Origin of the sequence: Pedobacter sp. AK013, assembly GCF_014205835.1 — a bacterium.
In the GTDB taxonomy this organism is placed as follows: domain Bacteria; phylum Bacteroidota; class Bacteroidia; order Sphingobacteriales; family Sphingobacteriaceae; genus Pedobacter.
On the sequence record NZ_JACHCQ010000001.1, the window covers coordinates 1 to 18,699 of the forward strand.

Here is an 18,699-nt window from a genome sequence, read left to right on the forward strand (position 1 = left end):
TTCAATGCCAAGATCAAAGCTTTTAGGGCAACCTCAAGAGGTGTAAGGGATATTAAATTCTTCTTATTCAGATTGTCGAAAATATATGCTTAAAACATCCCCCCCCAACTTTTCCGCTTGATCCTTAAAAAGCATATTCACAAACCAATATTATACTTTCAACACCGATTTTTTTTACTGAAACAGAAATAAAATCTGCCAACAATAAAATCCCGAAAGAATTAGCTGTAAACTTTAACATTCCATCACTCACTAAACAAGGCACCATCATCAATTACTTACAGGCGCTCGCCAGAAACTATTTATTGATAAAAACACAATAGAAAAGAGCAATCGGCAGAATCAAATTCATTCGTAAAAATTATCAGCTTATCTATTAACGAAACAAAATAGCACAACCCCAAACAGCTATCTTATAGTAACACACTAAAAATCAGCAAGATTAATGATAAAATCAATCAAATTTTCACGTTGACAACTATCAAAAACAGTAAAATTACGTAGTATTTATACTGCATTTTAATTTATTTTTGTCAAAATAAAGAAGGCACTTTTATTATTTTGTATTTGCTTATTATGTTGTCCTGTGCAAAAATTAATGGCGCAACCTACTATTACTGGCTGTGTGGTACCACTCGGACAACTGGTTTATACCCAAACAAGTAGAAATGGCGACGTGACATTATTTAATGGATCACCTTCCGTAGATTTGTCAGGGCAGTGCTACTCTAGTTCTACTGCCGGAACGCCCTGCACCATTTGCATGAACGGACTTAATAATGGAGGTAATTGCCCACCAGGTAGTGGTAACCCCACGGCAGGAACCATAAAAACTTTCACCATACTGGATTGTCCCCTAGACAATTCTCTTTTTCTATTGGTTTTATGTTTAGGTGGATTGAGCTTTTTCTTTTTACGCAAAAAGAACCTTAGTTTGTATGCTGCAGCCTAAAGCCGATCAAACATTACATCAAATTAAGCTAAGAACTGCCTAAGCATTTTTTCCTAATGATAAAATAGCCGGCTCCTGTTATTAAACAAAATGCTGCAATGGATTGAATATGCAAAAAAGGCGCCTGGTACTGCATTGTCCACGAAGAGAATGAATAACCCCAAGTGTTTAAGATGGTGAAAATATCACTAAAGAAGGTTGCCAACAATACCAATAACCCAAAAGTTAAACGCCAGTATCTGGCTTTCTGAAAATAGGCGAACCAAAGGCTTTGTGTGGAAAACCAATACACCAATAACAGAAACACCGCAGGAAACCAATATGGACCGGTAAAGCGGTTTACGAATGCGTACTGAATATAATCTTCGCTAAACCAGTCAGATAATACAATTACAGGAACTTCTAATAAATATACAATACCTACAATTCTGGTCAACCAAATAATGGGAATATCAAGTATGCTGATAAATTCAGTTTTCCTTAAAAAGAATATCACAATACTCCAGCAAGCATAAATAAATATTTGTTCTTGCAAAATATAGCGCGGAAAAATTGAATCGATCATTAATGAGGCTTAAATTTAGACCGCACAAATTAAGTCATTTATTTGATACAGACTAATAAGCAAGTGTTTAAACCACCTCAATCCCCAAATTTTTATAAGGTAGCAGAATGGCATTATCAGGATCTGCTTCAGTGATAATCACATCTACATCGTTAACCGGGCAAACATAGTAAGGTTCTACAGTATTTATTTTTTCGAGTGCAGACAGCGCAATAGTTTTCTGCGCCTGGTTAATCATAATATTGTTCAACTGTGCATCTTCATAAATAATGGAAGTAATGCCCATGCTATGGTGCAAGCTGCAGATACCCAGCATACAGATATCGGCCCTTACCTTCTTAAAGGTATCGATGGTTTCTTGTCCTATAGTAACAAATGCAGTTTTTTGCAATCTTCCTCCAGCAAATATCACCTCGGCACTAGGATGATCTTCCAAGATATTGGCTACAGGAAAACTATTGGTAATGATGGTAATCTTTAAATCTTTGGGCAATACCGCCGCGAGTGCAACTACCGAAGTACCACCATCAAAAAAAACCACCTGACCATCTTTTAAAAACTGCAAGGCTTTGCTGGCAATGGTTTGCTTATGTTGCTGATTGTATTTTTCCCTATCTCTATAGTGTTGGGGTATAGGAGAACGGGAAATTGCACCACCCCGAACGGCTCGGAGCAACCCCTGCGAATCAAGCTCTTTAATGTCGCGGCGCACGGTATCTTCTGATACATTCAGCAAAGCACTTAAGGCATCAAGCCTCACTTTACTGTCTTTATCAAGGGTATTAATAATAATCTGTAAGCGCTCTTCTTTTACCATATTACTGCAATATATTGCAAATATAGAAATTCTAAAAGAATAAAATTTGCAATATATTGCAATATTAAATATTTTTGTTGCAAAATATAGCAAAAATGAAAAAGACCATTGGTATAGATATGGACGGCGTACTGGCCGATATCGAAGATCATATATTACAGGCCTATCAGACTGAAACAGGCATTTCGCTTAGGCGGGCAGACATTAGGGGCAAATCGGAAGAAGAACTTTTCCCAGATAGGGCCATAGTAATGAAAATCTGTAACAGGAAAGATTTTTTCAGGAATCTGCCAGTGATGGAAGGCGCAGTTGAAACAGTAAGAAAACTCATGAAAGATTATGAGATCTATATTGTTCCGGCAGCCATGGAATTTCCTTTATCCCTTTTCGAAAAACACGAATGGCTCGCAGAGCATTTCCCATTCATCAGCTGGAAAAACATTATCTTTTGCGGCGATAAAAGCATCATTGATACCCACTATTTAATTGATGATCATTGCAAAAACCTCGATTTCTGCAAAGGCAAACCTTTAATGTTTACCGCATTCCATAATGTAGAGAAAGACCATCATCAGCGAATTAACCACTGGAATGAAGTACCGGCTTTATTGAAACAACTGGAAGAAACAGACCTCATGCTGGCTTAATGAAAAATAGCATAAACAAAAAAGGGTGTAGCCACTGGCCACACCCTCTATCTAAATTAACGCTCTCAACTATGAAGTTGATATAAGGCTCTCACCCCTTATGTCTGCAATATTACCACAGAAAGATTAAGATTTGATGAAGATTTGAATATTAACAAATTAAAAACACTTAGTCTCCACCACAACCGCCACAAGTTCCACACGAACTCCCACAAGATGAACCACATGAAGAATTTCCACCATCAGTCCCATCCCACCTATTTTTGTTGTTATTGTTTATCGCCATAAAAAAAGAAGCATTTAGTGCAGCTGTACCATACATAAAGTAATCCCATTGCCAGTCCTTTTCTGCTTTCTGCTTATGTTGTATATTATCTTCGTAAAAATTGGGGATGACCTTTGCACATAACATCAATGACAGTTTACGCAGGTAGAAAAAAATAAAAAAAAGCAAAACTACAAGCACAATAACAATCTGTGTTACAGGCTTATCTCTTACAATCCCAGTGATTACTCTTATAAATGGAAACATTAATAATAAGGCAAAAACAAGAAAGCTTTTATAAAATAGTTTTCCGAATGCCAGAGATTGATTAAAATGATATTTAAAATTATCTAAACTATTACCTACATTTCTGAATATCGGCTTTGATTCTAGTATTCTTAGCAATTTTGGATAATACATCCTTCCAGAATCCTGTAAAGTAGCAACAATCTGCGCTTGTTCGACAGACTGAACTACAACAGTATTTGAAACCGAAATCATTTGATCAATTATCTTTATTGTACCATTATCAATCAGTTCATTTACAGAACCACTAATCACGTTAGATAATCGTTGCGTTTTGAGGTAAACCAGCTCAAAAGGCCTAAGGTGATAAACAAATGAATCCTGATCAAAAGAATGCAATATCCGTTTAATTTTATTCTTGTTATACAAGTTTAAGATTACATAAGTCGGAAGTGCCACACCAAGAAAACCCAATATAAAAATTGGATTGTCGATTTGCACATAAAGCGGTTTAAGTAAATAATAAAAGGGAATTATGAGCAGAATAAACATCAATACACCAAATATTGCAAAAAGTCCAGTTTTAAGCTTAACAGGTTTGAGTTTTAAGCTGGCCAGCATACTATTATATTCCCAGATGCATTTGGGTTGTTGACCAAAGTGATCTAAATAAAGCTTTTTTGTCTGTTCTGTCGCCTGTTTAAACTGTTCGAATTGTGCCTTATGGTGAGTAGAGGGAACATGCTGAATTGTTTTGCCAAGTAACTTACAAAAATCCTGATAAGATTGAGAGAAAATGAGGTGCTGATGCCAAACCACATCAACAATGACAGAAGGAGAAACCATAACATCCGAAATGGCCGCCAGATACATAAACCTTTTATATTCAACAATAGCCTTTTCGGTAAAGTCTTTGGTCCATCGATTTTCACTAGCCAATCTGATCGAAAAGTTATACTCACCTGATGAATGATCGAAATCAAATTGTTGTACTTCATTCCATAGCGTTACCTTCATACAAGCTTAGGTTATTTCTCAAACTTCAGCAGCTTGCCCATCTTCTTCCATTGGCTGGAAAGCAAAATAAATAATAATCCGACTACTATTTCCATATCTAAATATAGTATTTAATAAAACTTTAACAAAATCCATTTGATGACAGAGAAGTTTGACTGTAGCCTGAAACAAAATAAGCCTCCCTTAGCAGAGCGGCTTATAAATGTAATCTAAATCGTCCCGTTGATTTAATTCTTACTTAACCAAATTTAAACATAAAAACAGTGTTTGGCATGCTAAATTTAATATTGTACAGCATATGTAAAAAAGTGTATAATACTATGTAAACATAGCTTTTCGAATGAGTATTCTTTCACATGAATCGATAAGCTGTTATAAGCACGTAACTAACTGAGATTTTTATTCACTGCATCGGCTCTTTCACCAGCTTACTGCGTATGCGGCTAAGTGTTTCTAAACGCATCCCCAAATAACTGGCTATGCACCTTAAAGGTACTCTGGATATATCTAAAGAATTTAGTTCCAAGAATTTTTCATAACGCCTTTCTGCCGAAGGGATCCGCGCGATTATAGCGCGCTCTGAGGCGGCGTGATACTGGAGCGCTAAAATTTTGCGGCCAATAACATTCGTTTCCTGGTAATTGGCATAAAGTTTATCAATCAATAAGTGCGGAATCGCAACCAATTCCGAATTTTCCAGTGCCTGCAGATATTCAATAGAAGGCTGAATATCTTCGTCTGGATGTTGAATGGCTCCAATAAATTCCTCCCCTAAACTGATCCAAGTGGTAATCTCTTTATTACCATCTTTAATAAAACCTCTTACTAAGCCCGATACAACAAAAAAAACATAATCATTATTGTCAATAGGCGATAAAATGTATTTATTCTTCTTGACCAAAAGCGGTTCTACATTTTTTTCTATTTCCTGGATAAACCCAGGGGTTATTGGGCATAAACTACTGAAATAATTTAATACAGTGTTTATCAAAAATGCCTTGCGAGATTCGAGCATATACAAATAGGGATAGACTTTAGACCCTTAATAATAGCAAATTCTATTGAAACATAAAAATAAAGTAGATTATCGAGACACTTTTGCAGTTAAAAAGCTGTTGTAAAGCGATTTTCCTAATGCATTGCGGTATAATTGATCATAATTCTCTTAAATTTGTTTTTGGAGCACAACATCTCGGAGCCAATACAAGATAGGTCAAGAGGCTTAAAATGTTCATTTTATTCATTTATCTGTATAAACAAAACTACAGACCAACAACTAATCATAAAGAGTACTGCTAGCAGTAAAGCAAAAGAATAATAATAGGATTGTTGTTAAAAATAGCACTTTGGCCTGCGGCTTTTTGCGGTCTGCAAGTAATAGCCAATAGATATTTCGTGTGAGCCATAGTCATAGTTACCCAATTTATTTAAACTATAATCGTAACCATAGCCAATCCGAAGATTTTCGCGAATAAAGAACTCAGTAACTAGTCCGATGGCACTTCTTGCCCTTAAATCGCTTTGTAATGCCGACTTAGGATAAAGTTTGATAGAGGTCCTATATGCAGCACCTAGCCATAGTTTCTCTTTGATCATTAAAAAAGCATTAAGATCTAATGAGGTTGGCCCATTCAAATCGTCTTTAATCAAAAAAGTAGGCTTGAACATAAAATCATTGTCGATTGGAAATATCATACCAGCCGTTAAATAAAAATGCGGCTTGGAAGTAATACTGAGGAGATTATTATCCCTAAAAACAGGGAGATACTGTGTAAGCAGGTTATTGGCAGAGAAACCGATAAAAAATTTCTCGTTCGAATAATGTACACCAGCCCTAATATCAGGTACAGTACGGCTTTCATAACCTGCCGGAATCTTATTATCGCCGCTTTCATTCGGATCTAGCAGATTTCCGTTAAGTCCCATCTGCATCATGCCTATTCCAACACCAAAGGCAAGTACATTGGTTTCGGTACGGTCTAGTTTAATGCGGTAAGCAAAATTTCCTGATAAGTTTAACGAGTTTTGTGCACCAATTTTATCTTTAGATACCAACAAACCCAAACCTAAACTTTCTTCCTTAACCGCTTCATCTACTGATATGGAAAGCGTTTGGGGAGCGCCCTGAATACCCGTCCATTGGGCCCTGACAAAAGCCTGCATATAGAGCTCTTCCTTGTAGCCGGCATAAGCTGGATTGATATATAAACCATTGAACATGTATTGTCCAAACTGGGCATTCTGCTGGGCAAACAAACAGAGACAGAATAAATTAAATAATGCCGTTAAAACTATCTTTTTCATATCCTCACATTTTAACTTTCATTTATCTCATTACAGTTACATAGCCTTTAAATTCCTGCCATTGAGCGCTGGTAGTTTTCACCTTAATCACATAGAAATAAGTTCCGTCTACCAAACCGTTCGCTGTCCAATCATTTAAATAGCCTTTCTTTTCATAAACCGTACTTCCCCAGCGGTTAATAATGGTAAGCTGATTTTCGCTGTAAAGGTCTAATCGCTCGATAAAAAATGTTTCATTCTTTCCATCACCATTTGGCGTAAACACATTTGGAATTTTAAGCCCCGTAATTTCCTTGGTATCCACAGAAATGTTGTTTGATGGATCGGGATCTATCTCATCAATCTTAACAGTGGCACTATTTACAACATTACCAGGTTTCATTGACCTTACATTAATGATCAGTTCAACGAAACTACCATTAGCAAGTGATGGTATAGCCCAGGAAACAGTTTTGGTTTGTTCGTTGTAACTTGCCGTACCAACAACAGTAGGATCGACACTTACAAAGGTCAGATTTTCTGGAAGATCGTCTTTTACCTGCAGGTTGGTGGCCATACCCAGCCCGTTATTGCGAACCAATAAATTGTATTTGAATACCTCCGTATTCATTACCTGCCTGCTTTCTGACCTTTTAACAATAGAAACATCTGCTGATATGGCTGTTTCCATCACCACTTCCATTTCTTCTGATAAATCAGAGCTACAACCACCTAAACTAAAAGTAATGACAGTATATTTTCCGGCTGAATTAACTACATAATCTTGTGCAGTGGCACCCGCAATAGGCTCGCCATTCCTGAACCATTGATAAGACGTAGCGCCTGTACCGTTGGCCCTAAGTTTAACAGTAACGCCTGGTTTAAGATTAAGCGTATTGGGATTGTTAGATTGCGCAAAACATGCCGCTGCAAGAAGCAGCAGCACGCTCAACACAATTATCCCTAGCCTGTTAAACATCATAACGGTTAAACTTTACAATAAAGTTTTATGGTGCAACAGAGATAGTTGCTTTACCTGGCTTAACTGTAACGGTAATCGCCTTTGAAGCAGTTGCGGTACATGTTGTTGCAGGTACAATCGGAACAGCACCAGTAGCATAACCTCCAACAGCTGCAAAAACATAAGCACCAGGAGCTACACCAGCTTTAAGCGTAAAAGTATCTCCAGAACTAGACGCTGTACCTAAAGTTGTAATATCAGTCACAGCAGTACCACCAAGCGTTGCAGACCATGCATAAGTCATGGTTACCCCCGCTGGTAGTGTTATTGAAGCATCCTTACTCGCTGTAATCACGGTAGTTGCTGTTTGATCGGTACAATAAACGCTTCCTGGAGCTGCAACAGCGATTATAGGAGTAGGTAATTTTTCTACGACAGTATTATCAGAGGCGTCACTAGGGCAGAGATTTGCATCGGCGGGTTGCACTTGTACAGAATAAGTATGCGTTCCGGCTGATAATGTTGCAGGCACGTTAAAAATCGCGTCTGCTGCGGTGGCATAAGTTACAGGACTCTGAGCGCTACCATCAACAGTCCAAATAATTTTATCACCAGCCACTGGGGTATATCCCGTAAATGCTGGCGTAAGTTTTACCGTACCCGTTCCGCACAGGTATACATTTGGGGTTTGCGCAAATGCACTAATCGGTAATAAGAACATCAAGAATGCAAAGATCCTTAAATAGTTTTTTGTAGTTTTTTTTGTCATGGCTTTAATTTGTTAGGGGTGAATGATTGATTTCTTTTTAATTAATTGATACTGTTGGTTTGTGCGGCACAAGCTTTACCCTAAAATTGAAAGGGATGGTACGCTCGCAGCCATTTGCGTTTTTAATGGTTAAAGCTCCTTGATACACTGCAACAGGAGTAGTTGATGGTATAGTAATGGTAATTTCATTTGCAGGTAAAGCCTGATTTAGAACAGCGGGCAATAAATTTCCTACCCAGGAAATACTATAGGTTATTGGATTAAAAACAGGATTAGTGTAAGTAATTCTGGTTGTGGTTAATCCTTCACAAATGCTTGCATCAGGCCCTAATGTTAAATCGGGCTGTGGATTTACAGTTAAATTAAAATCTACTTTTTTACCGCAATAAGTAGCGTCATCAGCCACTGTATAGCTAATTACCGTATTACCAGCAGCCACTGTGGTAACTTTACCTGTAGCATCTATTGTTGCAATAGCTGCATTGCTAGTGCTCCAAATACCCAAAGGATTATCATTAGATAAAGTTGTGGTAGTTCCTGCACAGATGGTATTTACGCCAATAATCGGATTTACAACAGCAATAGATTTAACATTTACCAATACTGCTTTACGCCCCCCGGCATTCTTACAGCCTGTTAATGTATTAATGGCTTCTACGTAGTAGGTAGTATTTGTATTAAGGGCAGGTGTTGCATAGGTTGCTCCTGTATTAACCGGGGTAACTCCATTGGCAGTGGTGTACCAATTGTAGGTATATTGGGCGATATCGGAATTGCTGACCGCTAACGCGGCTGTTGCTCCACTACAGATTGTTATGCCTGGAACATCGAGTGGAGGTAATGGATTAACCTTTAATTTTACACGAAGCCTTTCAGAAATCCCTGTTACGCAGTAAGTTCTGCTACCTTGTACATAATAACTATAATCTCCGGCAAGTAGGGAGGATGGAGGAGTATAATTTTCTCCGGTATGCAACAAATTGCCTCCTGTTTCAGCATCATACCATTTATATTCTGTACAGGCCTGTGGATTGTTAACGGAAAAGGTGGTGGTTTCTCCCTGACAGATAGCCCTGGCATCTTCGGCAATAGGATCAATCAATGTGCGTGGTTTAGCCAATTTTCTTTTAATATCGTAAACCTGAAGTGAGCCCAGCACACCGGCCAATCCACCGGTAGTGATTTCTAAACGATCGTAAACATCGGTAATCGGAAAAGTTAATACATATTTATCTGTTGAACCAGGAAAAAGCCTAAGGTTTAGAAAAGTTCCTGTATTATCAAAGGCATTTCCCGCTTTAACCCCATTTAAATAAGGTTGAATGATAAATCCCGTAAGTAAACTCAGATTAAGTAATCCGCCTCCTGGCTTACCTATTATAATGCTCACAGAATCTTTCGGTTGAGAAGGCTTATTAAATATCGCGGTAAGGTATATTTTGTTTAATACCGAGATCCCAACATCCATCAGCGCATAGCTATCTTTATCGTTATCTATTGAATTGAAAGGGTTAGTTACCTTGCCGGTTGCATTTAATACCCCCCTATTACAGTTGGTTGCACACCCGACAGCACATCAATTACCTCATCACAGTCTATTTTATCAATAGTGGTTTCCATAATATAAGCGTGAAATAGTTTGGTCGATAAGGCTACCGAGAGTAAATTGCCAGATACCTTTACATAAATCCCGTTATATATCTGGTTGGGTGTGAGTGTAATCTCAACCTCTCCCGAACCGCTAATTACACCGGCTATATTGGTAGCGTTATAAATCGGAACAGTAGTTGCTTCATATCCCGCGTCATGCCCCGGACCAAGCAATCCCAATAGCGGCCAATCAGCAGCAACAGTGTGCAAATCTGTAAATGTTCCTATCTCTACACCGCTTAGAACGCTTAATACTTCGGTGGGGAGTGAAATTTTAACTGTAACCGGAGTATTGGCAGGAATTGATCTGGGTGAACCGCCAGTAGTACTAAACTGTAAGAATTGTGTAGAAGATGCCAATCCTAGCAGGCCAAGTCCTACACCTAATGTTGATGCATCTTTAACCTGTCCATTAACAGCGTTTGCTGCATCTGAAATGGTACCCATAATTAAAGACCCTCCCAATACCTTAAATCCGTATTGGATTGATCCTTGAAAATCTGCGTAAGTACGCTTTGTATTTTCACACTGTGCTACAACCTGCGCACGCAAATACGTGGGCATAAGAAAAAGCACAAACATCAAGAAAGATAGACAAGAGCGCCTTTTCAATGTAAGTTTGGGATGTGGACGTAAAAAATCAGTTCGTTTGCTCGTTGATACAAAAGTACGGAGGTACAGAAGCAGATTATCCGTTCACTTCATTCATTACCTTGCTCACAACGCCATAAAAGCCTGTTTTATTGATATTTATCAACAAACAAGGAAACCTCAAAGATTAAAGCATCTATCTGGACGATTAACCTAAACCAACCGTGTCTCTAGAATGGCACTTATGATTATTACATAAAGAAGCAATTGAAATACCCATCGATAAGAACAATCGATGGCAACTGGAATACTATAAATATTTAGCAAAAAATACTTGCAGGAAACAATGGTTATTGTATCTTTGCACCCTCTCTGGAAGCTTCCACTCCAGAGTTTAAGAAAGCCTTCCAGCAATGGGAGGCTTTTCTTATTTAAATTGGTTGATCAGCCTGGTTAATTATCAAACAGCACATCCATCGTAATATCTTTTTGTACCAAACCCGGATAACGGTCACTATTTGCAACTCCATAAGTTGTAATCATAGTCAGGAATAATGCTTTTCTTGTCCTGGTTTGATATTGAAATACTTTTAGTTTGTTGGCTAATTCCTTTTCATAGGATTTAGTAATTTCAAAAGGTACAACAGAGAATTTAACTTCACATATATTGATACAGGAATCATTTCGATCAATAAGCAGATCAATCTGCACGCCTTGCTCTTCTTTATTTCGAGGCAAATAACGCCAAACAGATATTTCGGTATAAACATTATCTATCCCTATTGCTTTTTTAATCTGGGGAGTATGTTTCATGCAGATACTTTCAAAGGCGTATCCGCTCCAACTTTTCCATGATGCACCCGAATAAAATTTTAACCAGCTTCCAGCGCCCGTTGCTTTATTGCCGTCTATAAATTTGAGGTAAAATATCGAGTACTCATCGGTTAGTTTATATAAAGAGTCTTTACTATTTTTTCCAAAGGGAATATAAGGCGTAATAAAACCAGATTCTGTAAGTTCTGCAAGTACCTGCGTAGCGTAACCACCACTGCTTAGCTTACAGGCATTAATAATTTCGGTACGTGTTAATCCTTTGCTTTTTTTTGCCAATGCCCTAACAATATCAATATGATTTTCTGCTTTGTCGAATAATGAATAATAAAGATTCTTAAATTCTTCCCGGAGCAAACCATCTTTGGTAAAAAAAAGTCTGTCTATAATCTGAGCGACACTTTCTCCTTGCTCTATTTCTTTAAGGTACTGTGGTATCCCACCCATAGCCATATATACTTGTAAGAGCTGGTACTTATCGAGTTTTATTTTTCTGTGTTTAAGGTATGCTGCAGTTTCACCTACAGTAAAAGGAAGGAGTCTTATTCTTCTGGTTACACGGTTATGCAATCCTCCACGGTTATTAATTACTTTATTAATCATCCAAGAAGCTGCCGAACCACAGATCACGACAATGAGTTTTTTTTCCCTCGAAGCCCAACTGTTCCAAAAGTTTTCAAATGCAGGTAAAAATCCTGATCGGGGTGTGTTAATCCAGGGAAATTCATCAATAAAAATGACTGTTCTTTCTTTTTTTACTAAGGGCTTGAGGTATTGGATCAGCATTTCAAAAGCAGCGATCCAACTTTCTGGTTTGGCTAAAGTAAAACCCCCGGTTACTTTTGTAAGTGCCAGACTAAAGTTTTCTAGCTGCTGATTTAATGTTGCATGATGGATACCAGAAAATTCAAATGCTATTTCTTTAGTAAATCCGTTTCTGATTAAATATGTCTTCCCTACCCGTCTACGCCCATACACAGCAATTAGCTCACTTTCGCCAGATTTTTCAATTTTGTTGAGTAGCAATTTTTCTTCGGCTCTTCCTACAACCTGCTCCATAAACATTTAATTTACAGCAACAAACATAACCAAATATTTATTTTTGGCGTAATATAAAATAATATAACACGCCAAAACTATGTTTTTAAATACTATTTTGGCGTAATATAAAATACTATAATACGCCAAAACCATGTTTTCGTACATAGTTTTGGCATAATATAGTGAACCAACAATATTTTACTTACTCTTAAAAATTGTTACCGCTAAAGGTGGCAGATCAACAACTATTGAATATTCCTGTCCATTATAATTTTCCAGATCAGGGATAATATCCCCCCTGTTGTTAATACCGCCTCCATAATAAACAATATCATCGGTATTAAAAATTTCTGTCCATTTGGTTTTAAAAGGTACTCCTATTCTATAATTCTCCCTAACCACAGGCGTTAAGTTTATAGCAATAACCAAAGTATCTTTTGCCTTTGGTCCCTTTCGCATATACACAAATACAGATTCGTTCGCATTATCTGCATCAATCCATTGAAAACCTTCATAACTAAAATTGAAATGATACAATGCTGGTTCTCTGCGATATAGAAAATTTAAGGCTTTAACTGTTTCCTGCATGCCTTTGTGCGGGGGGTATTGTAGTAAGTGCCAATCCAGCGATTGGGTAAAGTTCCACTCATTGGTTTGGCCAAATTCGTTCCCCATAAAAAGCAGTTTTGCGCCCGGGTGGGTAAACATATAACCGTACAAAGCCCTTAGGTTAGCAAATTTCTGCCAGTCATCGCCCGGCATCTTATACAGCATTGGCGATTTACCATGCACTACCTCATCATGCGAAAAAGGAAGCATAAAATTTTCGGTAAAAGCATAAGTCATGCTAAAACTCAACTGGTTATGGTGATGCTTTCTACCCAATGTATCTACCTTAAAATACTTTAAAGTATCGTTCATCCAGCCCATCATCCACTTCATCCCAAACCCTAAGCCTCCAGCATGAACTGGGTGAGTTACCCCAGGGTAAGTGCTGCTTTCTTCCGCAATGGTTTGTACGCCCTCAAAATTTCCATAAACAGCAATATTAAGGTCCTGCAAAAACTGTATGGCTCCAAAGTTTTCACTCCCGCCATATTCGTTTGTTGCAGCATCTCCACCTTCTCTGGAGAAATTGAAATATAACATCGATGCTACAGCATCTACCCTCAATCCATCAGCATGATACTGATCCAACCAGAATAAAGCATTACTGATGAGAAAAGAACGCACCTCATTTCTATCATAATTGAAAATATATGACTTCCAGTCGGGGTGAAAGCCTTTGCGCATATCGGCATGTTCGTACAGATGCGTTCCATCAAACTCATATAAACCATGCCTATCACCAGGAAAATGGGAAGGAACCCAATCCAATATTACTGCAATATCTGCTTTATGGAGCTCATTAATCAGATACATTAAATCCTGTGGAGAACCATAGCGTGAACTGGCCCCAAAATAACCTGTAATCTGATAACCCCAGCTCGGAAAATACGGAAACTCCATTACAGGCATCAGTTCTACATGCGTAAAACCCATTTCCTTTACATATGGCACTAACCTGCCTGCTACTTCCCTACAGGTTAAAACACGGTCTGGATTATCCGGATCGCGCTCCCAGGAACCCAGGTGTATTTCATATACTGAGATGGGCTGATTTAAAGCATTTATTTTTGCTCTTTTTTTGAGCCAGGTTTTATCTTTCCAGGTGTAATCGGTATCCCAAACAATACAAGCGGTTTGTGGAGGATGTTCCCATCTTCTGGCATAAGGATCGCCTTTTAGATGTTCAGATTCATCAAAACCTTTAACAAAATATTTATAAACTTCGCCTTTTACAATACCAGGAATAAAACCTTCCCAAATACCAGATTTATCCCAGCGTACGCTCAACGGGTGCGAACTATTGTTCCAATCGTTAAAATTACCCACTACACTAACACGAATGGCATTTGGGGCCCAAACCGAAAAATAAGTTCCGGCGGTCCCATCAACAGTAATTAAATGTGAGCCCATTTTCTCGTAAAGCCTAAAATGCTTTCCGACAAGAAAGAGATCGATATCGTAATCGGTAAATAAACTGTGTATCCAAACGGATTTCTGTTGATCTGTTTTTGGTTGGGATGATTTTTTTACAGAAACTTTTTTTGCTGCTGGCATAGATATTTTGGCTAGATAAATGAAGCCCCAAATACTAAACAGCATTTGGGGCTAAAAGATTTACAGACTTAAAATCTGTATATCGGTAAAGTTTTTATTGCATTTAAAATGCAGGATATTCTGATCATCTGTATAAAAATCTTTCACCTCTTTATTATCGATAATGATCTTTTTCACCTGAAATTTTACGCCGATAACGTTACAAACATAAAACTCGTAATTAGGCGTGTACAAACCTTCGTTACGCTGGTTCACTTTAATGGTCTGGGTATCGCCTTTTACAGTAAATTTCTTTTCCAGATAAATATCCTGTTCGTAGGCAAATGTATCGCCATGATCTTCGTACATATATGAATTCACCTCATAATCACTATGATAGATATTCAATATCACTTCAGTAATCGATTTTTCATCAACATACTGCATTACCGGATATTCTGGCAAAACGCTACCTGCCCTCACAAACATCGGCATACTGTCTATCTTGGCATCAACTGTGTATTCGTTACCACCGTCGAGGATTTCGTTGGTCCAGAAATTATACCAGGTTCCTTTCGGAAGGTAAACTTTTCTAGAAATTGCACCCTGCTCTAAAACCGGGCATATCAATAGTTTATCACCATAGCAAAATTCATCCTGACGAAAACTGTTGCTGATATTTTCCTGCTCAAGCATCACCAGCGGCCTTAAAATAGGGAAACCATAACGATGATGCTCCCAGAAAACCGAATACAGATACGGCATTAAGCGGTACCTTAATTCGATAAACTTACGGTTAATATCTTCAAAAAACTGGCCAAAGCTCCAGGGTTCGCGTTCGGCAGTATCGCCGGCAGAGTGTGCACGCATAAAAGGAGAAAATGTACCGAGCTGGATCCAACGGGTAAACAATTCGCCATCAGGCTCACCGCTAAACCCACCAATATCTGTTCCACAGAAAGGCACGCCAGAAACGGATAAGCGCTGACACTGGATATTTCCAATTTTTAAATGCTCCCAGGTTGCAATATTATCCCCCGTCCAAACACTTGCGTAACGCTGCATGCCCGAATACCCAGCTCTTGTAATGGTAAACGGACGTTTATTGCGCATTAGTTTTTTTAATCCCTCGTAGGTTGAACGCACCATCTGCATACCATAAATATTATGTGCTTTACGGTGCGAGCCGCGGTAACCATCATAATTATGACGAACATCGTTAGGGAAGGTTCCTGAACCGAACACAGCTGGTTCATTCATATCGTTCCAAAAACCTGCAACCCCCATATCAACCAATTCTTTATATAAATTACCCCACCAGCTCCGTACTTTTGGATTGGTAAAATCGGGAAACTGACAACGGCCTGGCCAAACATGTCCTTCCATATAATAATCGTCGCTACGGCGACAGAAAAATCTTTTCTCCTTACCTTCTTTAAAAACCCAGTAATCGTCATCTACCTTAATTCCCGGATCGATCATGACCACTGTTTTAAAGCCATCATCAGAAAGCTCTTTAATCATTCTCCGCGGGTCTGGAAAGTACTTTTTATTCCAGGTAAAACAGCGGTAGCCATCCATGTAATCAATGTCCAGATAAATGGCATCGCAAGGAATTTTACGTTCCCTGAACTGTTTGGCTATTTCTTTAACTTTTGTTTCAGGATAATAACTCCAACGGCATTGCTGATAGCCCAAAGTCCATTTTGGAGGCATCGGGTGTGTTCCCGTTAAAGTTGCATAACGTTTAACCACGTCCATAATATGTGGCCCGTGGATATAATAGTACTGCAGTTCTCCGCCATCGGCCCAGAAACTGGTTTTATTTACATCTTCAGAACCGAAATCGAAATACGATTTAAAGGTATTATCGAAAAAGATACCGTAGGCAGCCTGATTATGCAAACCAATATAGAAAGGTATAGTACGGTAAAGTGGGTCTTGATTCCAACCGAAAGAGTAAGCATCGGTATTCCAGTTTTCGAAGCGCCTGCCGCGCAGATTAAAATTGCCAGATTTATCACCCAAACCGAAGAAATTTTCTTCAGGATGGCATTTTTTGGTTGCGTAAATATAATAACCACCAAAATCTACATTTTCTTCCCAGTGCATAGAATTGGCCTCATCAACCATTACCACGTTGGTAATATTATCAGAAAAGGAAATATGGAAATTTGCTTTTTCTATTTTACAGGTTACCGCATGAGTAGAAATGGTGAAATGATCGTCGTGTTCCTGCATTTTAAAAACAGAAACTTTCTGGTCTACCTCAGGTACTGCATAAGAGAAATCATCCAAGAAAACGCCATGTGGTGCTAATCTTACCCTAATAATATCATCGCTTACCACCCGAACCTCTACTCTTGCATCTCCATCAGAAAAATAAAAACGGTTACCTTCCTTTTTTACTTTTTTAACTGCACCAAGGTATTGTTTAACAATTGGTTTTACCGATATATCAACTGGATTGTTTAAATGCTGTATTTCTTGCTCCTTTTCGACCAGATCGCTTGCCTCATTAGGTTTGTCGTTTTGCGCTTCCATCCTTATTTATTCAAATTTTAAATTCATAGCTCTTAAACCGGGATGTGCTTAAGAAAGTACTATAATACAAATATTTTATTAAAAGGAATCAAGCTTTTTTTCAAGGCCTGTTGATTAAAGTGTATTATTTACACTAAGACACACAAATGGGTTGATATAAAAACCCAAAAAAATAAACAAAAATGTTTATAAATTTTTGCTTATTTTTGAATATGGAAAATTTGATCAGTAAGTTTAAAGGCATTCACCCTGGCCTTATACTGGAACGGGAGCTAAAAAAAAGGAGACTTAAAAAAGGCCCGTTGGCGCTTTCTTTAAACGAATATCCTCAAACCCTAAGTGATATTACAAAAGGTAAAAGAGGAGTAACCGCTTCACTTTCCATTAAATTAGATCAAATTTTGGGTTTAGAAGAGGGCAGCATGCTAATACTCCAGGCTTACTATGAGATACAGAAAGAAAAAGATAAACGGAATGCATCCGATAAACCCAATTTATCAATTCTCAGAAAGATTCTTTTTTGGGATACCGATTTTGATAAAATAAACTGGAAAAGTCAATACCAATCTGTTATTCAAAGAGTATTGGAGCGAGGAAATAGTGATGAAAAAAATGAACTAATTAGATATTACGGACAAGATTTGGTGAATAAAGTAGCCGCCAATAGTACTAACCGAATCGTTCGGGATATCTAAAAATAAAATGATGCATTGGAATACTGTAAATGAAACCTTAAAAAGCTGCTTGCTTGAGCTTATGCAAGCAAAAGAGCTATCTGAATTTCGATTGGTTGGCGGAACAGCGCTGAGCCTTTATCTTGGTCATCGTTTATCAGTCGACATTGATCTTTTTACTGATGCAAAATATGGATCAATTGACTTTGATCGAATTGAAAAGTTACTAAGAAATAAGTTCGCCTTCGTTCAAGGTGATTTTGGTCAATTTGCAGGTTTAGGAAAGTCTTATATTATCGGCACACATAAGGATAATATTATTAAGCTAGATCTCTTTTACAGCATGGATCCCTTTTTTGAAGATTTTGCAGATCATGACGGCGTGCGTATGGCTACCATACCTGAAATCATTGCAATGAAAATAGATATTGTACAAAGAGGCGGCAGAAAGAAAGACTTTTGGGACTTACATGAATTGCTAAATGATTATAGTATAAATGATATGATTGAACTTCATAAAAAACGTTTTGAATGGACTCATAATGAAGAAACGATCAGAAGAAACTTTACTAACTTTCTTCTAGCAGATAACGACTTCGATCCAATATGTTTAAAAGGAAAAATATGGGAGTTCGTTAAAGAAGATTTAACAGAAGCGGTTGATAGTAGCAACAATAAATCGATCGTTTAAACAGCACAAAAAA

At 37.9% G+C, this 18,699-nt stretch carries 16 protein-coding genes; 4 read left to right on the forward strand and 12 right to left on the reverse strand.

Annotation, left to right across the window (positions count from 1 at the left end):
- The first annotated feature begins 598 nt into the window (after positions 1-598).
- Complete coding sequence (locus HDC90_RS00005; protein ID WP_184462595.1) at positions 599-952, forward strand: hypothetical protein; 354 nt, start codon at positions 599-601, stop codon at positions 950-952.
- 28 nt (positions 953-980) lie between these two features.
- Here the strand turns inward: HDC90_RS00005 and HDC90_RS00010 are convergent, their stop codons facing one another.
- Both HDC90_RS00010 and HDC90_RS00015 read right to left on the reverse strand, forming a co-directional pair.
- Positions 981-1,517: a hypothetical protein gene (locus HDC90_RS00010; protein WP_184462597.1), complete on the reverse strand. Its 537-nt coding sequence runs from the start codon at positions 1,515-1,517 to the stop codon at positions 981-983.
- A 67-nt stretch (positions 1,518-1,584) separates the two neighbouring features.
- A complete protein-coding gene (locus tag HDC90_RS00015; RefSeq protein ID WP_184462599.1) occupies positions 1,585-2,334 on the reverse strand; it encodes a DeoR/GlpR family DNA-binding transcription regulator in 750 nt (249 codons plus the stop codon).
- Between the two features lie 95 nt (positions 2,335-2,429).
- On the opposite strand from HDC90_RS00015, the gene HDC90_RS00020 reads away from it, so the two are divergent.
- Positions 2,430-2,981, forward strand: a complete 552-nt coding sequence (locus tag HDC90_RS00020; protein WP_184462601.1) for a 5'(3')-deoxyribonucleotidase — start codon at positions 2,430-2,432, stop codon at positions 2,979-2,981.
- A 169-nt stretch (positions 2,982-3,150) separates the two neighbouring features.
- On the opposite strand, the gene HDC90_RS00025 is transcribed toward HDC90_RS00020, so the two are convergent.
- The 10 genes from HDC90_RS00025 to HDC90_RS00070 all read right to left on the reverse strand — a co-directional run bounded on the left by HDC90_RS00025 (position 3,151) and on the right by HDC90_RS00070 (position 17,321).
- Positions 3,151-4,509 (reverse strand): hypothetical protein, encoded by a 1,359-nt coding sequence (locus HDC90_RS00025; protein ID WP_184462603.1) that lies wholly within the window; start codon positions 4,507-4,509, stop codon positions 3,151-3,153.
- A 403-nt stretch (positions 4,510-4,912) separates the two neighbouring features.
- Complete coding sequence (locus tag HDC90_RS00030) at positions 4,913-5,524, reverse strand: Crp/Fnr family transcriptional regulator (protein WP_184462605.1); 612 nt, start codon at positions 5,522-5,524, stop codon at positions 4,913-4,915.
- A 317-nt stretch (positions 5,525-5,841) separates the two neighbouring features.
- On the reverse strand, positions 5,842-6,813 hold the full coding sequence (locus tag HDC90_RS00035; RefSeq protein WP_184462607.1) for a type IX secretion system membrane protein PorP/SprF: 972 nt from the start codon (positions 6,811-6,813) through the stop codon (positions 5,842-5,844).
- Between the two features lie 22 nt (positions 6,814-6,835).
- Entirely contained in the window at positions 6,836-7,774 is a 939-nt protein-coding gene (locus tag HDC90_RS00040) for a gliding motility-associated C-terminal domain-containing protein (RefSeq protein WP_184462609.1), read from the reverse strand.
- 25 nt (positions 7,775-7,799) lie between these two features.
- A complete protein-coding gene (locus tag HDC90_RS00045) occupies positions 7,800-8,522 on the reverse strand; it encodes a hypothetical protein (protein WP_184462610.1) in 723 nt (240 codons plus the stop codon).
- Between the two features lie 37 nt (positions 8,523-8,559).
- Positions 8,560-9,912 carry an Ig-like domain-containing protein gene (locus HDC90_RS00050; protein ID WP_184462611.1) on the reverse strand — a complete coding sequence of 451 codons (1,353 nt, stop codon included), beginning with the start codon at positions 9,910-9,912 and terminating at the stop codon, positions 8,560-8,562.
- A 143-nt stretch (positions 9,913-10,055) separates the two neighbouring features.
- Complete coding sequence (locus HDC90_RS00055; protein ID WP_184462612.1) at positions 10,056-10,736, reverse strand: hypothetical protein; 681 nt, start codon at positions 10,734-10,736, stop codon at positions 10,056-10,058.
- Positions 10,737-11,216: 480 nt separating this feature from the next.
- Positions 11,217-12,653, reverse strand: a complete 1,437-nt coding sequence (locus HDC90_RS00060; protein WP_184462613.1) for an ATP-binding protein — start codon at positions 12,651-12,653, stop codon at positions 11,217-11,219.
- Between the two features lie 180 nt (positions 12,654-12,833).
- A complete protein-coding gene (gene glgB / locus HDC90_RS00065) occupies positions 12,834-14,798 on the reverse strand; it encodes a 1,4-alpha-glucan branching protein GlgB (RefSeq protein WP_255497414.1) in 1,965 nt (654 codons plus the stop codon).
- A gap of 60 nt (positions 14,799-14,858) precedes the next feature.
- Entirely contained in the window at positions 14,859-17,321 is a 2,463-nt protein-coding gene (locus HDC90_RS00070) for a glycoside hydrolase family 31 protein (protein WP_184462615.1), read from the reverse strand.
- 212 nt (positions 17,322-17,533) lie between these two features.
- On the opposite strand from HDC90_RS00070, the gene HDC90_RS00075 reads away from it, so the two are divergent.
- Entirely contained in the window at positions 17,534-18,016 is a 483-nt protein-coding gene (locus tag HDC90_RS00075) for a plasmid maintenance system antidote protein (protein WP_184462616.1), read from the forward strand.
- Between the two features lie 10 nt (positions 18,017-18,026).
- Entirely contained in the window at positions 18,027-18,686 is a 660-nt protein-coding gene (locus HDC90_RS00080; protein WP_255497415.1) for a nucleotidyl transferase AbiEii/AbiGii toxin family protein, read from the forward strand.
- Positions 18,687-18,699: the final 13 nt, after the last annotated feature.

Coding starts and splice junctions, on each gene's coding strand:
- HDC90_RS00035 (WP_184462607.1), bottom strand. CDS start 6,813: ATGAAAAAGATAGTTTTAACGGCATTATTTAATTTATTCTGTCTCTGT.
- HDC90_RS00010 (WP_184462597.1), bottom strand. CDS start 1,517: ATGATCGATTCAATTTTTCCGCGCTATATTTTGCAAGAACAAATATTT.
- HDC90_RS00075 (WP_184462616.1), top strand. CDS start 17,534: ATGGAAAATTTGATCAGTAAGTTTAAAGGCATTCACCCTGGCCTTATA.
- HDC90_RS00025 (WP_184462603.1), bottom strand. CDS start 4,509: ATGAAGGTAACGCTATGGAATGAAGTACAACAATTTGATTTCGATCAT.
- HDC90_RS00030 (WP_184462605.1), bottom strand. CDS start 5,524: ATGCTCGAATCTCGCAAGGCATTTTTGATAAACACTGTATTAAATTAT.
- HDC90_RS00080 (WP_255497415.1), top strand. CDS start 18,027: ATGCATTGGAATACTGTAAATGAAACCTTAAAAAGCTGCTTGCTTGAG.
- HDC90_RS00020 (WP_184462601.1), top strand. CDS start 2,430: ATGAAAAAGACCATTGGTATAGATATGGACGGCGTACTGGCCGATATC.
- HDC90_RS00015 (WP_184462599.1), bottom strand. CDS start 2,334: ATGGTAAAAGAAGAGCGCTTACAGATTATTATTAATACCCTTGATAAA.
- HDC90_RS00070 (WP_184462615.1), bottom strand. CDS start 17,321: ATGGAAGCGCAAAACGACAAACCTAATGAGGCAAGCGATCTGGTCGAA.
- HDC90_RS00060 (WP_184462613.1), bottom strand. CDS start 12,653: ATGGAGCAGGTTGTAGGAAGAGCCGAAGAAAAATTGCTACTCAACAAA.
- HDC90_RS00055 (WP_184462612.1), bottom strand. CDS start 10,736: ATGCCCACGTATTTGCGTGCGCAGGTTGTAGCACAGTGTGAAAATACA.
- glgB (WP_255497414.1), bottom strand. CDS start 14,798: ATGCCAGCAGCAAAAAAAGTTTCTGTAAAAAAATCATCCCAACCAAAA.
- HDC90_RS00005 (WP_184462595.1), top strand. CDS start 599: ATGGCGCAACCTACTATTACTGGCTGTGTGGTACCACTCGGACAACTG.
- HDC90_RS00040 (WP_184462609.1), bottom strand. CDS start 7,774: ATGATGTTTAACAGGCTAGGGATAATTGTGTTGAGCGTGCTGCTGCTT.
- HDC90_RS00045 (WP_184462610.1), bottom strand. CDS start 8,522: ATGACAAAAAAAACTACAAAAAACTATTTAAGGATCTTTGCATTCTTG.